General features: G+C 74.2%; 13 protein-coding genes. 4 read left to right on the forward strand and 9 right to left on the reverse strand.

The annotated features are described in order from the left end of the window. Positions 1 to 51: 51 nt before the first annotated feature. Positions 52 to 1,056, forward strand: coding sequence for a methyltransferase (locus AC1VWI_RS09150; protein WP_499510457.1), 1,005 nt, complete (start codon positions 52 to 54; stop codon positions 1,054 to 1,056). Between the two features lie 19 nt (positions 1,057 to 1,075). Here the strand turns inward: AC1VWI_RS09150 and AC1VWI_RS09155 are convergent, their stop codons facing one another. Both AC1VWI_RS09155 and AC1VWI_RS09160 read right to left on the reverse strand, forming a co-directional pair. Further along, positions 1,076 to 3,922 carry a poly(A) polymerase gene (locus tag AC1VWI_RS09155; RefSeq protein ID WP_499510458.1) on the reverse strand — a complete coding sequence of 949 codons (2,847 nt, stop codon included), beginning with the start codon at positions 3,920 to 3,922 and terminating at the stop codon, positions 1,076 to 1,078. A 1-nt stretch (position 3,923) separates the two neighbouring features. Then, a complete protein-coding gene (locus tag AC1VWI_RS09160) occupies positions 3,924 to 5,660 on the reverse strand; it encodes an RNA ligase family protein (RefSeq protein WP_499510459.1) in 1,737 nt (578 codons plus the stop codon). 184 nt (positions 5,661 to 5,844) lie between these two features. Here AC1VWI_RS09160 and AC1VWI_RS09165 point away from each other — a divergent pair, with 184 nt between their 5' ends. Further along, positions 5,845 to 7,578, forward strand: coding sequence for a hypothetical protein (locus AC1VWI_RS09165; protein WP_499510460.1), 1,734 nt, complete (start codon positions 5,845 to 5,847; stop codon positions 7,576 to 7,578). 139 nt (positions 7,579 to 7,717) lie between these two features. Then, positions 7,718 to 8,755, forward strand: coding sequence for a DUF3800 domain-containing protein (locus AC1VWI_RS09170; protein ID WP_499510461.1), 1,038 nt, complete (start codon positions 7,718 to 7,720; stop codon positions 8,753 to 8,755). Here the strand turns inward: AC1VWI_RS09170 and AC1VWI_RS09175 are convergent. From AC1VWI_RS09175 to cobF, 5 genes are all read right to left on the reverse strand, one after another. Continuing rightward, positions 8,704 to 9,972: an NAD(P)/FAD-dependent oxidoreductase gene (locus AC1VWI_RS09175; protein ID WP_499510462.1), complete on the reverse strand. Its 1,269-nt coding sequence runs from the start codon at positions 9,970 to 9,972 to the stop codon at positions 8,704 to 8,706. The two genes, AC1VWI_RS09170 and AC1VWI_RS09175, sit on opposite strands and share 52 nt — an antisense overlap. Continuing rightward, positions 9,969 to 10,409: a GtrA family protein gene (locus tag AC1VWI_RS09180; RefSeq protein WP_499510463.1), complete on the reverse strand. Its 441-nt coding sequence runs from the start codon at positions 10,407 to 10,409 to the stop codon at positions 9,969 to 9,971. The genes AC1VWI_RS09175 and AC1VWI_RS09180 overlap by 4 nt, the downstream gene beginning before the upstream one ends. Next, on the reverse strand, positions 10,396 to 11,400 hold the full coding sequence (locus tag AC1VWI_RS09185) for a glycosyltransferase family 2 protein (RefSeq protein ID WP_499510464.1): 1,005 nt from the start codon (positions 11,398 to 11,400) through the stop codon (positions 10,396 to 10,398). The genes AC1VWI_RS09180 and AC1VWI_RS09185 overlap by 14 nt, the downstream gene beginning before the upstream one ends. A gap of 213 nt (positions 11,401 to 11,613) precedes the next feature. Then, complete coding sequence (locus AC1VWI_RS09190) at positions 11,614 to 13,047, reverse strand: MFS transporter (RefSeq protein ID WP_499510465.1); 1,434 nt, start codon at positions 13,045 to 13,047, stop codon at positions 11,614 to 11,616. A gap of 100 nt (positions 13,048 to 13,147) precedes the next feature. Beyond that, positions 13,148 to 13,915: a precorrin-6A synthase (deacetylating) gene (cobF, locus tag AC1VWI_RS09195; protein ID WP_499510466.1), complete on the reverse strand. Its 768-nt coding sequence runs from the start codon at positions 13,913 to 13,915 to the stop codon at positions 13,148 to 13,150. A gap of 448 nt (positions 13,916 to 14,363) precedes the next feature. On the opposite strand from cobF, the gene AC1VWI_RS09200 reads away from it, so the two are divergent. Further along, entirely contained in the window at positions 14,364 to 15,155 is a 792-nt protein-coding gene (locus AC1VWI_RS09200; protein ID WP_499510467.1) for a CAP domain-containing protein, read from the forward strand. A 66-nt stretch (positions 15,156 to 15,221) separates the two neighbouring features. Here AC1VWI_RS09200 and AC1VWI_RS09205 read toward each other — a convergent pair whose 3' ends face one another. Then, the gene (locus AC1VWI_RS09205) at positions 15,222 to 16,505 is read right to left on the reverse strand and encodes a glycoside hydrolase family 18 protein (protein WP_499510468.1); all 1,284 of its coding nucleotides are present in this window, start codon (positions 16,503 to 16,505) and stop codon (positions 15,222 to 15,224) included. Positions 16,506 to 16,638: 133 nt separating this feature from the next. Further along, the gene (locus AC1VWI_RS09210; RefSeq protein ID WP_499510469.1) at positions 16,639 to 19,635 is read right to left on the reverse strand and encodes a glycoside hydrolase family 2 TIM barrel-domain containing protein; all 2,997 of its coding nucleotides are present in this window, start codon (positions 19,633 to 19,635) and stop codon (positions 16,639 to 16,641) included. Positions 19,636 to 19,800 lie beyond the last annotated feature (165 nt).

The raw sequence follows: 19,800 nt of genomic DNA on the forward strand, positions 1-19,800 counted from the left end.
CGCGGGTCGGGGCGAGGCTGGCCGGTCGGTCGCGAGGAGAGGGAGTTGCTGATGGCGGGCGAGGAGCAACGGGACGTGTCCCTGTGGCGGTTGGCGGACCTGGTGACCCCGATGGCGCTGCGCACGGCGGCCACGCTCAAGGTGGCGGACCATCTGGCGGAAGGGCCCCGTACGGCCACCGAGCTGGCGCAGGAGACCGGGACGGAGTCGGGGGCGCTGGACCGTCTGCTGCGGCACCTGACCGGTGTCGGGGTGGTGACCCGCGACGGGGGCGGGCGGTACGCGCTGACGGCCCGGGGCGAGGAGCTGAGGTCGGACCACCCGGGCGGGCTGCGGGAGTGGCTGGACACCGAGGGCGGCCTCGGCCGGGCCGAACTGGCCTTCGTGCAGCTGCCGCACAGCGTGCGCACGGGCACGGCCGCGTTCCCGCGCCAGTACGCCCGCGGGTTCTGGGAGGACCTGGCGGCGGACGAGGAGCGGACCCGCTCGTACGACCGCGCGATGGGGGTCGACGTCGCCGAGTGGGCGGGCGCGCTGGTCCCGGCGTACGACTGGGGCGCGCTCGGTCACCTGGTCGACGTGGGCGGCGGCAACGGGACGCTGCTGGCGGCGCTGCTCACCGCCTTCCCGGAGCTGCGCGGCACCGTGGTGGACCAGCCCGCCACGGCCGGGGCGGCCCGCGCGACGCTGGCGGCGGCCGGACTCGGCGACCGCGGCGACGCGGTGGGGGGCAGCTTCTTCGAGGCGCTGCCCAAGGGGGCCGGCGGCTACCTGCTCTGCGCGATCCTGCACGACTGGGACGACGACGCGGCACGGTCGGTCCTGCGCCGCTGCGCCGAGGCCGCAGGGGAGCACGGCCGGGTGCTCGTCGTGGAGAAGGTGGGCGCCGACCGCGAGTCGACGGTGGCCGCGATGGACCTGCGCATGCTGGTGTACTTCGGCGGCCGGGAGCGCGGGGTCGCCGCGCTGACCGCGCTCGGCGCGGACGCGGGGCTGCGGGTGTCGTCGGTGCGCACGGCGGGGGACATCGGGATCGTCGAGTTCAGGGCCGCCTGACCGCGTCGAGCGCCCGCCCTCACCGCAGTGTCGGCACGGCGCCGCCCTCCGCCCACGTCACCTCGGTACCGGGCAGGCCCCGGCTCCACGCGCGGGTGATCCCGGCGAGGCCGGCCGCGTCGGGCGGGGTGGGGCCGAGGCCGATGGCGTGGTGGGCGGATCGTGGGGTGGTGCGGAAGGGGCGGGGCCAGGCGTGGACGCCGCCGGTGCCGGCGTCCTCCAGCGCGGTGAGCAGCGCGCGGACGCGGCCCCTGACCCGGCCGAGGGTGTCCTCGAACTCCTCTTCCGTCGCGCCGTGCACGGCCAGTACCGCCCAGGCCGCGTGGCGGCGGTGGAGCGGGGGCGGGGCGGCGAGGGCGGGCAGGGGGCCGGTGCCCGTGCCGTCCGCGGACTCCAGCAGCTCCCAGGCGCGGTAGAGCTCCCCGGCGAGCAGGTCGCGGCCGTCCGGGCCGACCTGCGCGGTGCACGGGCGGACGGGCTCGGTGGGGGTGGCGATGGAGATCGCCGGGCCCGACTGCCCGGCGGCGCCCACCGGTTGACGCCAGTCCCAGGCGGCCCAGGTGGCGAAGAAGTGCCGGAGCAGCCCGGCGCCGGTCAGGCCGGGGGCGTCGTGGACGGTGCGGGCGGCGAGCAGCGCCCAGGCCAGGCCGGGCAGGCCGCCGAAGGGGGCGGAGTCCAGGCCGCGTGCCCGGGCCCAGGCCTTGACCTCGCGGGCGAGACCGGCGAAGCGGTCATGGTCACCGGCGAGTTCGAGGACCGCGTCGGCGTCGCTGACGGCGCTCAGCGCGACGGCGGCGGCCTCGCCCAGTTCGGTGCGGCGGCCCACGGCCTCGGCGGGGTCGAGGCCGCCGGTGGCGACGACGACGAGGTCGACGTCCAGCGCGCCGACGCGGAAGCGCAGTCCCGGCACCCGGGCGCCGGTCACCTGCCGTACGCGGGTGGCCTCCGGCAGCCCGGCGGCCACCTTGCCCCGGACCTGCGCCATGTCCACCGTGCCCGGCAGCGCCGCGACGAGGTCGAGGTCGGCACCGGGCAGCGCGCACCCCATGCGGCGGGAGCCGGCGAGGTGGACCACGCCGTCGCCCAGGGCGTCGGCGACGCGCCGCGCGGTCTCCTCGGCGTGCGGGACGTCGTCGGGTGCGCCGGTGACGCCGGGTGTGCCGGTGTCGGCGGTGTCGTGCACCCAGCGCAGCTCCCCCGTGCCGAGTCCGACCGTGGCCCGGACCCGCATCGGTTCGTCCCCGCGCCGGGAGAGCAGGACGAGTTCGCCGACCTGTGCCGTCGTCCCGCGCAGTCGGGCCGCGCACTCGGCGGCCACCCGCAGCGGGTCCCGCGTCCGGCCGAGCGACAGATGCGGGGTGAAGCCCTCGGCGCGGCCCCGGCAGCGGGGGAAACGGCGGGCGAGGGCGTGCTGGAGGACCGCCCAGGAGGTGCCGCCGTCGGCTCCCGGGTCGAGCCAGACGGTGGCGTCCTCGCGGTGCCCGAAGGTGTGCACCCCGTCGAGGCGGGCGGTGAAGGGACGGACGCCGGCCGCGGCCTGCGACAGCTGCGGCGCTGCGCGCTCGAACGCGGCCTCCGGCACGAAGCCGAAGAGCAGGTTCACGTGCGGGGGCCAGCGGTGGATCTGCGGATCGTGATCGCGCCGGACAGCCTGGATGGGGGGCCACAGCTCGCGCGGCGGCAGCCAGGCCACGGCGGTGCGCGCGGTCGGTGCCAGGTCGAGGACGTCCTCGGCCTCGTCCGCCGCCCCCGCCGCGAGGGCGAGCGTGACCTCCACGCCGTAGTGGTCGGAGACGAACAGGCCCTCCGCCGTGGGGTTCTCGCCCCGCAGCGCCGCCCCCGTGACACGCGGTCCGCCCTCGCGCAGCAGGACGCGGTCGAGCCGGGAGGCACGGCCACTGAGCGAGGAGACCGCCGCCAGCGGGTTGACGGCCGGGTCGAAGGTGGGGGTGTGGTCGTCCGGCCCGTGCGCCTCGGTCCAGGCGTCGCGCAGGCCGAGGGCGAGGGCCGGCCCGTCGCCTCCGTCGTTGAAGTCGCCGAGCAGCAGCAGGTCGCCCTCGACGCCGGCGAGTCCCTCGGCGAGCCGGGCGAGTTCGGCCTGTCTGCGGGCCGGACCGTCCTCGGAGTGGTCGCTGCTGAGGTGGGTGACGGCGGCCACGAGCGGACCGGCGGCCGTCTCGACGGTGATCGCGGCGACGGCCTTGTGCGGTCCGAGGGTGTGCCGGGCGGCCTCCCGTACGGGCAGCCGGCTGAGCAGCAGCACCCCACTGTCGTCGGTGTCACGTCCGTCCGGGTCGGTGCCGAGGGTGTAGCGGGAGCGCACCCAGGGGGTCCGCAGCAGCATGTCGAGCAGCACGGGCTCGACCTCCTGCAGGGCGATGACGTCGGCGTCCGCCTCCTCCAGGGCGCTCAGCAGCAGGGGGCGGCGGCGGTCGGTGTCGATGCGGTGGCTGTCGTACCGGTCCCACAGGGTGTTCCAGGTCAGGACCCGCAACCGGCCGCCGCCGGCCGTGCCCGCCCGGCCGGGTGTCGCCTGCCCGGCGGGCCGCCAGCGCTGCCCGTCCTCGTCCCAGGCGTGCGGGACGCGGGCGGTGAAGAACGGCGGGCGCAGCAGGCGCGGGTCGCGGACGCGTCCGGCGTCGGTGGCGTCCATGCGGTCGGTGCCGGTGGCCCGGTCCCAGACGAGCTCTCCGTCCGCCTCGACGAACAGCACGCGGTGCCAGGGGATCTCGCCACCGGGCACGAAGGCGGGCAGCGGGATGCGCTTGGGCGCGGCGCCGCGCTGGTGGACGCCGATCACGAAGCGCGCCGGGTCGAACCGGGCGTCCCAGCGGACGCGGTGGTAGATCTCCTCGCTGGTGCGCATGTCATGCCTCCTGTCCGGCCGCGGCGCCGCCGCCGAGCGAGCCGTCGGTGTCCTCGACGGTGCCGCCCGCGCCGACGTACCAGGTGCGGTGGGCCTCGCCGGGGTACGGCGGGGCGAACCGGCGGGCCTGCGCGGTCAGCACGGCGGGGGGCACCGGGTGGGCGCGGCCGGCGTTGCGCCGGGCCAGCTCCTCCTCGTCGACCAGGGTCACCGCGTGCGTGATCAGGGCGTCGCGGCGGCGGGCCACCGCGTGCACCAGGGAGCGCTGGTGCGGATTGAGGGACGTGGCGTCCCACACCACCGTCGCACGCCCGGCCAGGGCGGTGTCGAGCCGGCGCAGCCCCTCGCGCAGGACGTCGGCGTTGGCGCGCTGGTCGGCGCGGGAGCCGCGGGCGAGGCGCAGGTCGTCCAGGGCGATGCGGACGGCGGTGCCGGGCAGCGTGCCGGCGAAGGTGCTCTTGCCGCTGCCCGCGGGTCCGGTCAGATGGATCAGACGGGGGAACTCCGCGGAACGCCACCGCCAGGTGGCGGCCACGGCCTCCTCCGCGCCGCCGATCCGCCCGGCGGCGTACGCGGCACGGGCCTCAGCCCAGCAGCGGTCGGCGGCGGCAGGGGCGAGCCCGGCGAGGGCTCCGCGCAGTCCGTGGCGCAGCGGGCCGAGCGGGTCGGGTCCGAGCAGGCCGGCCTCCTCGGCGTGCAGCGCCGACCATTCGGTCTGCTCGCGGGCGGCGTCGTCGGGCGCCGCGGCGGCCGCCACGGCGTGCAGGACGCCCAGGTCGGCGGCGAGCGCCATGCGGGCCAGGCCGGCCGCGCGTGCCTCGTCGGGGTACGGGCGGTGCAGGGCCGCGTGCAGTCCGGCCAGGTCGGCCACCCGCCGGGCCTGGGGCATGGTGAGCGGCCCGGCGAGGCGGGCCGCCAGGCGGGCGCGGGGGGTGTCGTGCAGCAGGGCGGCGAGGACCCCGGCCAGCCGGGCGTCCCCGGTGCGGCCGAGGACGTCCAGCCGGGCGGAGACGTCGGCGGCACGGTCGGCGGCGCCGGGGCCGGTGACGGCGACGCCCACGGCGGCGGCGAGCGCGCCGGCGTCCGGGGCCGCGCCGGAGCGCACCGCCCACAGCGGGGCGGCCGGGCCCAGACCGTTCTCCACGACGGGGGCGTGCATCCAGTGGGTGCCGGTGGTCACATGGCCTGCGCGTACCCACTTGGCGACGCGGCGGCCGAACTCCTCGTACCGGAAGCCGTCGACGGTGCGGACGACGTAGCCCTCCTGACGTGAGGTGTCCAGGCGCAGGGCGCGCAGCGCGCGTTCGTCGTACGTGCCGCGCCACAGCACGGGGGGCACCGGGATCCCGAGGCGCCGAAGGATGCGGGCCGTGCGGTCCCAGTCCAGGCACCGGTCGCCGTCCCAGACGGAGAAGCCGTAGAACCAACTGTCCAGGTCCTGGTAGGCGAGGGAGTGGCGGGCGTGCAGGTTCTCCCCGCACACCCGCAGGCCGGGCGGGAGGGAGGGGCCGATCCGCCCCTGGAGCGCCTTGACCCACGCCCGGGAGGGGTGGTGGGCCGAGTCGAGCGACCGGGCGTGCATCCCGTCCCGGTAGAGCGTGGTGTTCTCGCCGTCGAGTTTCTCGGTGACGACGACCTCGCGGCCCCGGAGCGCCCCGGCGTCCCCGGCGCGTATGTCGTCCGGCGTGGCCCCGGGCGACCAGGGCAGGTGAGGTGTGCGTGGATAGTGCGTGCGCATGGTGCCGGATTCCCCCGTGACGATGTGGTGCGCGCTCACTGTAGGAGCGCGGGAGCCCGTGGGCCACCGGTTAATCGAGGTGCACCACCGGGGAGGAATGAATTCCGGGAAAACGAACGGTTAATGTGCGGCATCCCAATTCCCGATACATATAAGCTAATTAATTGGGTGCTAAGTTCTGCCCGTGAACGATTCCGGCTTCCTCACGCTCAACAGGCTGCTCCCCCTGCCGACACGTCGCCGCACCCTCCGGCCGGCGCTGTGGGGCGGGGCGCTCACGGCCGTCGTCCTGCTCGGCTACTCGGCGATCACCTCGGGCATGAACGGGGATCTCCGGTACGTCCTGGCCTGCCTGCGCAGCGCGAAGGGCGGAGGATTCTCGGTATCGGACACCTTCGTGCACCGGCCGCTGTTCTACCGCTGGTTCGTCGCCGGTCTGGACTCGCTCACCTTCGGATCGACCGCGACCCGCGAGATGATCATCCGCATCGCGGCCGTCCTGCTCTGCATGGCGACCGGTCTGGCCCTGCGCACGGCGCTGGCCCGGCGGCTCCCGCTGCGCGACGCGACGCTCACCGCCGCCGTGGTGGCGCTGGCACTGGCCTTCGCCCCGAAGATCGACTTCCTGCAGCCCGAGTGGACCGCGACCCTGCTGTCGGTCCTGGCGATCGCCGCCGCCCTCGGCATCGAACGGCCGTGGCCGGCGGCCGCCGTGGCGGCACTGCCGCTGGGCCTGGCGGTCATGATGAAGTACTCCACCGCGGCCACCGCCCTGATGGCACTGCTGGTGCTCTTCGCCGTCGACCGGATGCGCGCGGTGCGGCTCGGCCTCGTCACGGGCGTCTCCTCGCTGGTGCTCTTCGGGATCAGCGTCCTGGCCGGCTCCCGGGAGCTGCAGTGGGCCAAGGACATGCCGAAGATCAACCAGGGCGCCCTCACCCGCAAGGGACTCGACCCCTCCTTCCTTCTCGACAAGTCCGCGTCCTTCCTGGTGGACCGGGCCTACCTCAGCCCCGTCGTCGCGCTGCTGCCGGCGGCGCTGCTGCTGTTGCTGTCCCGCCAGGAGGACCGCCGCCGCCGCGCCGAACTGGCCGCGCTGGCCGTCCTGATCGTCCTGGTGTGCGTGGCCGCGGTCGCGGTGCAGGGCAACTGGTTCGGCTACCACGCCGCCTCCCTCCCGGTGGGCGCGGCCGCGCTGTGGGGCCTCGCGGTCGCCGCCTGGTACCGCGCGCACGGCAGGCCGCCGCTGTTCTTCACCGCGGTCACGGCGGTCTACGCGGCCTTCGTGCCGTTCGCCGAGCAGTCCCCGCACGCCGTGCAGGGCGTCACCGCCGGCTGGGCGGCCGCCCTCGTCGCACTGCTGGCCGCCACGGCCGACCTGCTGCTCGCCCGCAGGACCGCCGTACGCCCGGCCCGCCCCGGCCGGTTCGCGGCCGCCGCCGTCGCGCTCTCGGCGGTCGTCGGGGTCTTCTGCCTGGCCGCCGCGATCTGGCCCGGCTCGCCGCAGCTGATGAACGCCGGCCACGTCGTCTACGGCAACGGCGCCTTCGCCGCGCGGTCCGACCAGACCGCGGTGGAGGCCGCCGAGGTCAACCGGCAGATCCCGGGCGGCGCGCCGGTCCTCTACCTCGCCTTCGGCGACGTGGCGTACTACGTGGGCCACCCGACGCCGTGCCGCTACCCCGTCCCGACGTTCCTGCAGCGCACCAAGTACCTGCCGGACGTCAACAAGCTGCCGTCCTACAAGGAGAACCTCCGCTGCGTCACCGAGGACCCGGCCTCCTACGCGGTCCTGCAGCGCTCCTGGTTCCAGCTCGCCAACATCGACAAGGCCCTGGCGGCCACCGTCGAGTCCACCTACGACTGCCCGCCCCTGACCGGCAACCCCCGCACCCCGGTGGTCTGCCGGCTCCGCTAGGCCCTTTCGTCACATCCCGGGGACGGGGCGGCCGGGACCTCCTCCCGGCCGCCCCGTCCCGTCTTGGGCCCCCCGTCCGGCGCTACCGGGGCCGCAAATTGCGTGGTGGGGGCGGGGGGTGGGGCGGAATGATGGGCGGGTGACGTTCCTGGAGGTCGCCTGCGACGAGTCGGGCTCGGACGGCGAGAACCTGATCGGCGGGAACACGGACGTCTTCGCGCACGCGGGCGTGTGCGTCGCGGGCGACGCGGCGGCCCGGGCGCTGCGGGAGGTGCGCGAGCGGATCCGCTCGCCCGCCGAGGAGTACAAGGCGAACCATCTGCTGCGCGAGAAGCACCGGGCGGTGCTGGAGTGGTTCCTGGGGCCGGCGGGGCCGCTGGGCGGCGAGGCCTCGGTGCATCTCGTCGACAAGGCGTGGTTCGTGGTCGTGGCGGTCGTCGACGTGCTGGCCCCGGGGCCGTCCGCGGCGGCGCGGGCGGCCGTGCTGTACCGCGAGGGGCGCCGCACCGTCGACGCGGAGCGGTGGCGCGCTTTCCTCCGGGCCGCCAACGAACTGGCGCGGACCAGGAACCACGAGGCGGGGCAGGCGCCCGTCGACCCGTTCTTCCGGGCCCTGGAGACGCTGGCTCGGGACGACGGCGGTGACGGGGCCCTGGCCGGGGTCGTCGAGGTGCTGCGGCGGGCCGGGCCGCGGGCGGAGGCCTTCCGGGCGCGGCTCGCGGAGGCGCCGGAGGCCGTGGAGCCGCTGGACCCGCTCTTCCCCGCGCTGGAGCGGACGGTGGCGCGCTGGAGCGCGGACGGGTTCCGGGTGCACGTCGTGCACGACCGGCAGAACTCGCTCACCGAGGAACGGATCGCGCGGCTCGGGGCCCGCCTGGCGCCGGACCTGCGGCCGGCGGGGCTGCGGCTGGCCGAGTCGCGCCACGACCCGCGGATCCAGCTCGCCGACTTCCTCGCGGGGGTCGCGCGGAAGCTGGCCTCGGACGAACTGGCGGGAGGCGGCGACCCGGTGCTGACCGGACTGCTGCGCCCCTACGTGGATCCGTTCTCGGTGTGGGGCGACGAACGGAGCTGGTCGCGGCTGGGGCCCGGGCGTCGCCCGGCCGGGCCCCGGCCGCCGGCGCCTCAGCTCGCGCCGATGAGCTTCGTGACGCGGTGCGCCAGCGCGATGGAGTAGCTCTGCCCGCGGTCCTGCGGGTAGATCTGCGCCATCGTGGCGAGCGTGACCCGGCTCATGTGGGTGCGGTGCCCCGGGATGAGCGAGCGGTACTCGGGGGTCACGACCGGCTGGGCGAAGGGGGCACGGGAGAAGTGCCACTCCTGGATCCACGAGCGGTCGAAGTCCGGGTTGAGCCGCTGCAGGTACGGGATGTACCGGTCCAGCACCTCCGCGGGGTCGGTGGTGAACCGCCAGTCGTCCCGCGGCACGTAGTTGCCGACGTAGAGGAGGTGGCGGCCGCCGTACTCCTCGCGGTCGACCATCTGCGTGTGCTCCACGACGGCCAGGAACGGGAAGTCCGGGTCGTTGATGTTGAGCCAGTAGTACGGGATCACGCTGCGGTCGACCTCGAGCACGAAGCAGGTGGCGCCGAGGTACTGGTTGCGCCACACGGTGTCGTCGGAGGGGACGTCCGCGGCCTTGGCGAAGACCGGCTGCGGGACGGTGACGATGAGCTGGTCGAAGGCGTAGGACGCGCCGTCGCCGGTGGTCACCGTGACCTGCTCGGCACCCTCGGGCTGGCGGATGGTCTCCACCTTCTTGCCGAACTCGACCTTGCCGCCGCGGGCGGCGACGGCGTCGCGCAGCGCCGCGTACACACGCTCGAAGCCGCCGTGCACGTAGCCGAGTTCGAAGGTGCGGCAGTGCACGCGGGCCCACAGCCACGCCATGGAGACCTCGTCGGCCCGGTCGCCGAACTTGCCGCGCAGCAGCGGCTCCCAGATGGTCTCGGTGGCCTTGCGGCCGGCCCGGCGGCGCAGCCAGTCCAGGGCGGTGAGGTCGTTGTAGCGCTCACCGCTGCGGACGGCCTTGAGCAGCGCGGAGGAGGCACCGAAGCGCACGCCGTCGACCAGCGAGAAGGAGGGGAAGCGCAGCATCTCCAGCGGGGTGCTGAAGGGGTGCAGTTCGCCGTCCCGGTAGACGCCGGTGGTGGGCTTGTGGAAGCGCAGGTCGTCGCCGAGGCCGAGCTCCTCGATGAGCTCGATGATGTCCCGGTCGCTGCGGAAGATGTGGTGGTAGTACCGCTCCAGCGGGACGCCGCCGATGGGGATCGACGCCGCGAGTCCGCCCAGCTCGTCGGCCGCCTCGAGCACCGTGACCTGGTGTCCGGCCTTGACCGCGTCGTAGGCGGCGGTCAGGCCGGTGGCGCCGGCACCGATGATGCCGAGATTCATCCGAAACTCCACTTCCTGTTGAGCACGAACTGGGTGGCCAGCACCAGCGGCAGCGAACCCGCCTTGACGATGTTCGCGTCGACGCCCAGCCAGCTGGTGAAGATCTGGAACAGCACGTAGGTCAGGGCGATGCCGGTGACGCCGACCGCGTAGAAACGCAGGAAGCGCACGAACAGCCGGTCCCGCTTGTCGAACGTGAAGATCGCGTTGAGCACGAAGTTGTTGGTGATGCCGAGGCTCGTGCTGATGATGTTGGCGACCTGCTCGTCGAGACCGAGCACGTTGAAGAGCAGCAGGAAGGCCAGGAGGTCGAGGGCGACGCCGCTGCCGCCGACCAGGCCGTAGCGGATCAGCTGCCGCAGGTCCGCCCGCCGGTCGGGACCGGCCGGAGTCGGGGCCGCGGTGTCCGCGTCCCCGGCCGCCTCAGTCGCCGTCATGCCGCAGGACCTCGCGCACGATGTACAGCGGCCGGTTCTGCGCCTCGCTGTATATGCGTCCTATGTAGCTGCCGAGCACCCCGATGGCGAGCATCTGGGTACCGCCGAGGAACAGGGTGACGACCATGAGCATGGTCCAGCCGGACACCGTGATGTCGGGCCGGAAGATCTTCATGCCCAGCGCGTACACGATGCCGGCGAGGGAGAGGGCGAGCACGAGGAAGCCCAGCCGGCTGATCAGCCGCAGCGGGACGGTGGAGAAGCTCGTGACGCCGTCGATGGCGAGGCGGGCCATCTTCCGCAGCGGGTACTTGGTCTCCCCGGCGAAGCGCTCGTCGCGGTCGAACTGGACCTCGGTCTGCCGGAACCCCATCGAGGCGACCATGCCGCGCACGAAACGGCTGCGCTCACGGAAGCGGCGCAGCTCGTCGGCCGCCCGCCGGTCCAGGAGCCGGAAGTCGCCGGTGTCGAGCGGGATGTCCACCTCGGCCCAGCTGCGCAGGATGCGGTAGAACGCGTGCGCGGTGGTGCGCTTGAAGATCGTGTCACGGCGGGTACGGCGGCGCGCGTGGACGATCTCGGCACCGGCGCGCCAGGCGTCGACCAGCTCCAGGCTGATCTTCGGCGGGTCCTGGAGGTCGGTGTCCATGATGATGACGGCGTCGCCGGTGGCCTCGTCCAGGCCGGCGGTGATGGCGATCTGGTGGCCGTAGTTCCGGGCGAAGTCGACCACCCGCACGCGGGGGTCGTTCTTCGCCAGGTCCCTGAGGATGGTCAGGGAGCCGTCGGCGGAGCCGTCGTTGACGTACACGATCTCGTAGCGGAATTCCGGCCGCCCGGCGAGGGCCTTGGCCAGCTCCTCGTGGAAGTGGCGGATGCCGTCCTGCTCGTTGTACACGGGGAGGATGTACGAGATCAGTGCCGTTCCGCCCGATTCCGGCGCCGGCTGCGGGATCACGGCGGTCGCGGATTCAGCGGTCTGCGTCGTCACCGTCGGTCCTCCGCACCGTGCACTGCGCACTCATGGGGATTCTCAAACATTTGTCGAACCTATGGATCGACTCTTAATTGAAGGCGAACAAAGGCTTTCCGAAGCGACGCGCCGAGTTGACGGCAGAGCGGCACTCAGGTCACGGAATAACCAGTTCCGGCAGGTGGTGAGGGCCTCGTGGGACGCAGGGCGCGTGGCGCCGTCCCCGTCCGGTCACCGCACGGGGGCGGGCCGGGCCTTCCGGGGTACGCACCGCAGGGCCAGGGCCGCGGCGGTCAGGTAGGCGAGGGCGCCGGCGGCCATGGCGAGGCGCAGCCCCGTGCCGTGGTCGGCGGCGGTGGCGAGGAGGGTGCCACCGAGGGCCACACCGGCGGTGCTGCCGATCTGGCGGGCGGTGTTGAACAGGGCTGAGGCGGTCCCGGAGTAGCCGGGGGGCGCGGCCGCCATGACGGTGGTGGTCGTGCCGGTGAGGGCGAAGGAGGTGCCGAAACCTGCGGCCATCATGGGGGCGACGAGCAGCGGGTAGGCCGGGTCGGGCCCCGCCGCGGCCCAGCCGGCGAGCCCGAGGGCGCCCAGCAGCATGCCGGTGACGACCAGCGGACGGTCCCCGGTCCTGCGGGCCAGCCGCCCGGACAGGACGGAGGCGAACATCGTCGTCGCCACGGCCGGGAAGAGGGCGAGGCCGGTGCCGAGGGCGCTGTAGCCGCGCTCGTGCTGGAAGGAGACGCTGGCGGTGAACACCATGCCGTAGAAGGCGAAGTTGAAGAGCAGCCCGGTCAGCGAGCCGCCGCCGACCGCCCGGGAGCGCAGCATGTGCGGTGGGATCGCGGGCGAGCGGGCCAGCCGCTCGCGCACCGCGAACGCCACGACGGCCAGGAGCGCCAGGCCGGCGCCGGCGAGGACCGCCGGATCGGACCACCCGCGCCGCCCGGCTTCGTTGAGGACGGCGGTCAGCAGGGCGACCGCGGCCACGACGGCGCACTGCGCGGGCCAGTCCAGGGCCCGGTCGGCGCGCCGGCGCGAGGGCGCGACGTGCCGCAGCGTCAGCGCCAGACAGGCGACGCCGACGGGCAGGTTGACCAGGAAGACCCACCGCCAGCCCACCGTGGACACAAGCAGCCCGCCCAGCAGCGGGCCCGCGGAGGCCGCGACGCCGGCCATCGAGCCCCACAGCCCGACGGCGCGCGATCGCGCGGCGGGGACGGGATAGGCCTGCTGGAGCAGCGCCAGGGAGCCGGGCACGATCAGCGCCGCGCCGAGTCCCTCGGCCAGCCGCGCGGCGACCAGGGACGGGGCGTCCGGCGCGAGCGCGCAGGCGGCCGAGGACACGGTGAACACGGCCACGCCGGTGCAGAAGACGCGGCGGTTGCCCAGCCGGTCGCCGAGGGCCCCGCCGGTGAGCAGCAGCCCGGCGAACACCATCGTGTAGCCGTCGGTGATCCACTGGATCCCGGTGAGCGAGGCCGAGAGATCGCGACCCACCACGGGCACGGCGACGTTGATGACGGTCACGTCCAGGATGACCATGAAGTAGCCGGCGCACACCGCCAGCAGCGGTGCCCGTGACCACGGCCGGGCGTCCGGGCCCGGCGCGCCGGCGGGCCCGGGCCCGGGCCCGTCACCGGCGGCCGCCTCCGCGAACGGCACGTCCTCGACCTCATCCCGTACGCAGGGGTTCAGTACCGGATGTCACAGTAAGGGGTGTTCGGTCCCCGTTACGGGACCGGCCGCGCGCGCTGCGCGTGGCTCACCTCGGCGCGCCGGGGAGCCGGCGCAGCAGGTAGGTGTCCATGATCCACCCCTTGCGTTCCCGGGCCTCGGTACGCGCCCGCAGGATGCGCTCGGAGGTCTCGGCGAGCGGGCCGGAGAGGAGGATCTCGTCCTCGGTCCCGAGGTAGGCGCCGTAGTGGATGTCCAGGCCCTCGGGGTCGAGGCCGGCGAAGGCGGCGCCGCCGTCGAGCATGACCACCACGTCGTCGGCCTCCTCGGGGAACCCCTCGGCGAGGCGGCGGCCGGTGGTGATCTGCAGGGGGCGCCCGACCCGGGTGAGGGTGAGGCGGTGGCGGGCCGCGAGGGCGGCGACGCTGCTGATGCCGGGCACGACCTCGTGGGTGAAGGAACCGGGCCGGCGGGCCAGGACCTCCTCGACGACGGCGATCACGCTGTCGTAGAGGGAGGGGTCACCCCAGACCAGGAAGGCGCCGGTCTCGCCGGGGCCGAGGTGGGCGTCGAGGAGTTCGGCCACCAGGTCGGCGCGGCGACGTCGCCAGTCCTCGACGGCCTCGGCGTAGCCGGGGGCGGTGCGGTCGCGCTCGGCGTCGGGGACCTCGACGAGGCGGTGGCCGGGGCGCGCGTGGTCGTCCAGCATCCGCCGGCGCAGGCGGATCAGGTCCTGGCGTTCCTCGGGTTTCCCGAGGACGAGGAAGACGTCCGTACGGCCGATCGCCTTGACCGCCTGAAGGGTGAGGTGTTCGGGATCGCCCGCGCCGATGCCGATGACGAGGATGTGTCGCATGCGGTGATTGTGCCCTGCGGTGTGCCCGTGACGGCCGTCGCGGCAACTGTTCCCGGGGCGTCCCGTGATGTCCCTCACGCTGGATCGGGTGGTTACGGTGCGACTTAGTAGCGGGCGTCTACGCGGCATATAACATCTATCCGGAACGGAATGGGACATAATTCGCACAGGGGGGCGACGGTATCCGATCCGTACGGCGTCATGGGCCTCTCCCGGGGTGGGGACAGCGATCTGAGGGCCCATCAGGTCTCTTCCGCACCGTGGATCCGGCGGCGCGGCACGCTCACCCGCCGGGCGCAAGAGGCATCGCGGCTACGAGTCCGCGTAGTACCGATCTTTCATTGCCCGATGTTCGGGACGGTCCACACAATGGCCGGGCCCGCCAGCCGTCACGGCAGCTCAGGTGGGTTGTGAACACGCACGCCGAACCCTGGAGTGAGGTCACGCAATGACGAAGCACCGCCGGATGAAGCCCTTCCGGAAGATCACCGTCGCCGCCCTCGCCGTCGCCGCCGTGGGTGTGCCCTCGGTGGCCATGGCTTGCGTCGGCGGCCAGCAGGGCCCGCAGTACGGCGGGTCCCAGGGTCAAGGTGACCAGGGCCAGGGTGGCCAGGCCCAGGGCCAGGGCCGCTGGAACCACGCCTCGTGGGGCGGGTCCTGGAAGGGGTCCGCCGACGGGTCCGCCGACGGGACGTGGACGCAGGGCGGCCAGTGGGGCGGGAAGCCGTCCTGGGCACCCCCCGCCGCACCCTCGGCCCCCGCCTCCGCACCCTCGGCCCCCGCCTCCGCGCCCTCGTCGGCACCGTCGTCGGCACCGTCCGCCGCACCGGCCTCCCCGGCCGCGGGTTCCGGCGCCACGCTGACGGGAGCCTCGGCCACCGTGCTCGACATGGTCAACCAGGAGCGGGCGAAGGCCGGCTGCACCGCCCTGAAGGTCAACGCCAAGCTGAACCGGGCCGCGCAGGACCACAGCAAGGACATGGCCTCGCACCAGAACATGTCGCACACCGGTTCCGACGGTTCGTCCCCCGCCGACCGCATCTCCTCGGCGGGCTACGACTGGAGCAGCTACGGCGAGAACGTGGCCTACGGCTACTCCTCAGCCTCCAGCGTGATGAGCGCATGGATGGCCAGCCCGGGTCACAAGCGGAACATACTGGACTGCTCGTACAAGGAGATAGGGATCGCGCTGGCGCAGCCCGGCAACTACTGGACGCAGGACTTCGGCGCCGCGCGCTGAAGCAGGACGCCGGCAGGACCGGCCGCCCCCGTGGCGGCCGGGCCTCCCGGCGTACGTGCGGTGGGATCAGCGCAGGCCGCGGCCGAGCGCGTTGATCAGCTCGCCATTGGTGGTGTCCCCGCTCAGCTCCCAGAAGAAGGCGCCGCCGAGGCCCTGTGACTTCGCCCAGGCCGCCTTGCCCCGGAGGGTGAGCGGTGTGTCGTAGCTCCACCACTCGTCGCCGCAGCGGGCGTACGCGGTGCCGGCGACCACGCGCGTGGCCGGGCAGCGGGTCTTGAGCACCTTGTAGTCCTCGCTGCCCGCCTCCCAGGTGCCGGGGGCGGGGCCGGTGGCGTCGCCGCCGGGCGCCGTCCGCGTCACGCCGGTCCAGCCGCGGCCGTAGAAGCCGAGGCCCAGCAGGAGCTTGCGGGCCGGGATGCCGAGGCCGCGCAGCTTGCGGATGGTCGCCGCAGCGTTGGAGGTCTTCTCCGGGATGCCGCGGTAGGAGGTGAGCGGCGAGTGGGGGGCGGTCGGGCCGGTGGCCGACCAGGTGCCGAAGTAGTCGTAGGTCATCGGGTTGTACCAGTCGACGTACTTCGCGGCGCCCGCGTAGTCGGCGGCGTCGATCTTGCCGCCGTCCGAGGCGTCGGCGGTAATGGCGGCGGTGACCAGGTTCTTCTTGCCGAAACGGTGGCGTACCGCGGCCATCAGGTCCGTGTACGCGGTCGGGCCGCTGGTGTCGCAGGACATGCCGCAGGCGTTGGGGTACTCCCAGTCGATGTCGATGCCGTCGAACACGTCGGCCCAGCGCGGGTCCTCGACGAGGGCGTAGCAGGAGTCGGCGAAGGCCTTCGGGTCGGCCGCGGCCTGGGTGAAGCCCGGCGACCAGCTCCAGCCGCCGAAGCTCCACAGGATCTTGATGTCCGGGTACTGCTTCTTGAGCTTGCGCAGCTGGTTGAAGTTCCCGTGCAGCGCGCCGTCCGCGGTGCTGTCGGCGACGCCGTCGACGCTGCCGGCCGCGTCGTAGGGCTTCTGGTGGTCGGCCCACTCGTCGCCGACGGCGCACTTGCCGTCGCTCACGTTGCCGAAGGCGTAGTTGATGTGGGTGAGCCGCGAGGCAGCGCCCGAGGTGACGATGTTCTTGACGTGGTAGTCGCGGGCGTAGACGCCCCAGTCGATGAAGTAGCCGACGACTTTCGACGTGGCTCCCGTGGTGTGCGGGGCGTGGTGGCCGTGGCCGTGGGACGCCGCCGCGGGCGCGGGCTGGGCCGCGGCGGGGCCGGTGACCAGGCTCGCGGTGAGCAGCGCCGTGCCGGCGGCGACGAGGCCGACCAGCGTTCTGCGGAACCGTGATCCCTGCTGTCTGGGCATGGAGTCACCTCTGGTGAGGAAGCGGTCGTGAGCGCGCGTGGATGCGGGGACACCCTAGAAGGACTAGACCAATGGGGTCAATGGTCTGCACCAATTCGGAAGTCCCCGCTCCACGCGGCGTGTTGACCGCCCGTCAGAGCGGCTGCAGCGTCCAGGACCAGCGGTGGGTACCCGGGCCCACCCGGTACGCCGGCAGGGTGTCGGGGCCGCAGGAGGCGGTGCCGACCCCGCGGTGGGCGGCGTCCAGGTGGACCACGCACGCGGCGCGCGGCTCGAGTTCGTCGTGGTGGGCGGCGGCCGTCAGGTCCGCGGCGCGGTAGCGGGTGACGCTCACCTGGCGCGGCACGTCCAGGTGGACGGCGATCCCCGGCGCGGCCGCGGCCCCGGTGAGGGTGAAGCGCCGCACGTCGTGCCGGCCGCCGCTCTCCTGCGGCCTCAGGTACGGCGTGAACAGCGCGTCCACGGCCGACCGGTGGACCCCCACGGTCGCACCCGCGCACCGGTCGGGGTACGTCTCGCCGGGGCCCCGCCCGAACCATTCTAGGGTGCCGAGCCCCGCCACGGTCTCGAAGACGGTGCCGACCCGCGGCAGGTCGGTCAGCCCATCCGGCAGCACCGCGGTCTCGTCGACGAGCAGCCCTCCGTTCGGCAACGGCGTGAGGACCTGCTCGTGGCCGACGGTGCCCGCGCCGTCCGTCGCGTACGCCGAGCGCACCACCACGCTCGCGCCCTCCCTGCCGACCGACACCAGGGTGCGTTCCAGGGCGTGCAGGCCCCAGGCGCGCCAGCGGGCTGCGATGCCGCCCCACTCGTCGTTGTCGGTGGGGGCGCGCCACAGCGTCAGCACGGGCGGCGCCGTGAGCAGCGGATGCCGCAGCAGTCCGGCGTCGTCGAGCTCCACCGTCCCCGCCCCGTCACCGGCGAGCACGGCGCCCGCCCGGGTGAGCAGGTCCCGGTGGTCCTCGGCGAGCACCACCTGCGGGGCGCACACGAGCGTGCCGCGCGGCGCCCACGGCAGGTCCTGCGCCGTCGTGACGCGCAGCGTCAGGTGCGAGTCGCCGTGCGGCAGCAGGCTGGTGGGCAGCGGCACCACCGCGCTCTCCCCGGGCGCGAGGTCCGGGAGCCGGGCGGGGGCGGTGCCGGAGTCGCCGATGTGCCACCGCGCGCTCAGCCACGCCAGGTCCGCGAAGTGCTGCCGGTTGGTGATCCGCGCCTCGCGGCGGTCGGGGGTGAGCTCCAGCCGCAGCGGGGCGGCGATCTCGCGGTGCTCGGCCATCGCGGGCTTGGGCGTCCGGTCGGGCAGGACCAGGCCGTCGGCGCAGAAGGCCCCGTCGTGCGGCGTGTCGCCGAAGTCGCCGCCGTACGCCCAGCGGTAGCCGGGGGCGGTCACCCCGTCGGCGTAGGCGTCGGCGGGGGCGTCGGGCCCGGCCGGGCGGCCGGCCCCCTCCCCGGTGAGCCGCTGGAGGATGCCGTGGTCCCGGAACTCCCAGACGAAGCCGCCCTGCAGGCCCGGGGTGGACTCGATGGCCCGCCAGTAGTCGGCCAGGGAGCCGTTGCTGTTACCCATGGCGTGCGAGTACTCGCACAGGATGAGCGGCTTGGAGTGCGGGCCGGCCGTGATCTCCTCGATGGAGGCGTACATCGGGCAGATGATGTCGCTCGCGGACTGCGTCTCCTCCCAGGCGTCCTTGATCGCGCCCTCGTACTGCACGGGCCGGGTCGGGTCGGTGCGCCGCAGCCAGCCCGCGGCGGCGTCGTGGTGGGCGCCGTGGTCGCTCTCGTTGCCCAGCGACCAGACGACGACACTGGGGTGGTTGCGGTCGCGCAGCACCATCCGGGCCACCCGGTCGGTGAACGCCCCCAGGTAGCGGGGGTCGTCGGCCAGCTCGTGGGCGTGGTCGTGGGTCTCGATGTCGGCCTCGTCCACGACGTACAGGCCGAGTTCGTCGGCGAGGGAGAGCAGGGCCGGGTCGGGCGGGTAGTGCGCGGTGCGCACCGCGTTGAAGCCGTGCCGCTTCAGCAGGCACAGGTCCGCCCGCATCTCCTCGGCGTCGACCACGCGCCCGGTCAGGGGGTGGAAGTCGTGCCGGTTGACCCCGCGGAAGTAGACCCGGACGCCGTTGACCAGCAGGTCGGCCCCGGAGATCTCCACGCGGCGGAACCCGACGCGGTGGCGCGACTCGTCGGCCACGCTGCCGTCCGCCCGGTGCAGCCGCACGGTCAGGTCGTACAGGTGCGGCGTCTCGGCGGTCCACGGCCGGACACCGGGCACCGTGGCCCGGATGCGGGCCTCGCCGAGGAAGTCCGAGACGCGCTCGCTCGCGACGTTGGCCCGCGCGAAGGCCTCGTCGGCGGGGAGCCGCAGGATGCCGTCCGGGGTGCACAGCAGTCCGGACACGCTCCAGCCCGCCGGGAGGGCGCCCTCCCCGCTGCGGACCCGGACCGCGACGTCGAGGGTGCCGCCGGGCACGGCCGTGATCCCCACGTCCGCCAGGTGGAGCGGGTCGGTGGCGTAGAGGTGGACGGAGCGGGTGATGCCGCCGTGCCACCACTGGTCCTGGTCCTCCAGGAAGGTCGCGTCGGACCACTTGACGACCGTCAGGCGCACGGTGTTGCGCTCCCCCGGGCGCACCGCGTGCGTGACGTCGAACTCCGAGGCGAGGCGGGAGTCCTTGCCCACCCCGACGGCGGTGCCGTTGACGTGCGCGATCAGCACGCTCTCGGCGGCCCCGACGTGGAGCACCACCCGCCGCCCCGCCCAGTCGGCGGGTACGTCGGCCTCCCGCTCGTACACCCCGGTCGGGTTGCGTCCGGCCGGCGGTGAGGGCGGCAGGTCGGGGAAGGGCATCGTCACGTTGGTGTAGTGCGGCAGGTCGCGCACGCCGTGGATGTCGTCGAAGTCCTGGACGGTCCAGCAGCCGGGCACGTCCGTCTGCGCCCAGCGGCCGGCGAGCGGGGTGCGCGGGGTGGGCAGCAGCTGGAAGCGCCAGCGCCCGTCCAGCGCTACCCGGGGCGCGTCGGGGCGGACGACGGCGTGCATCGGCAGCCTGCGCCATCCGGTCAGCTCGGGGGCGTCCCACGGGTCGATCGGAACGACGGGCTCTGCGCTTGCGGGGCGGCGGTCCTGCATGGGGGTTCCCTCCCGGGAGCGGTCGGTTCGCGGTGGGGCGCGGTGACGGCGGGCCGCGTGGGGACGAGGACCGGGGCGGCGTCGCCGGGGGTGGCCCGGCGGCCGCGGGTCGGGGCCCGCGGTGCGGCGCGATCGGCGCCGGGGAGGACGAGGGTCCGCTGCGAC

The organism is Streptomyces sp. TOM-9, assembly GCF_056858595.1.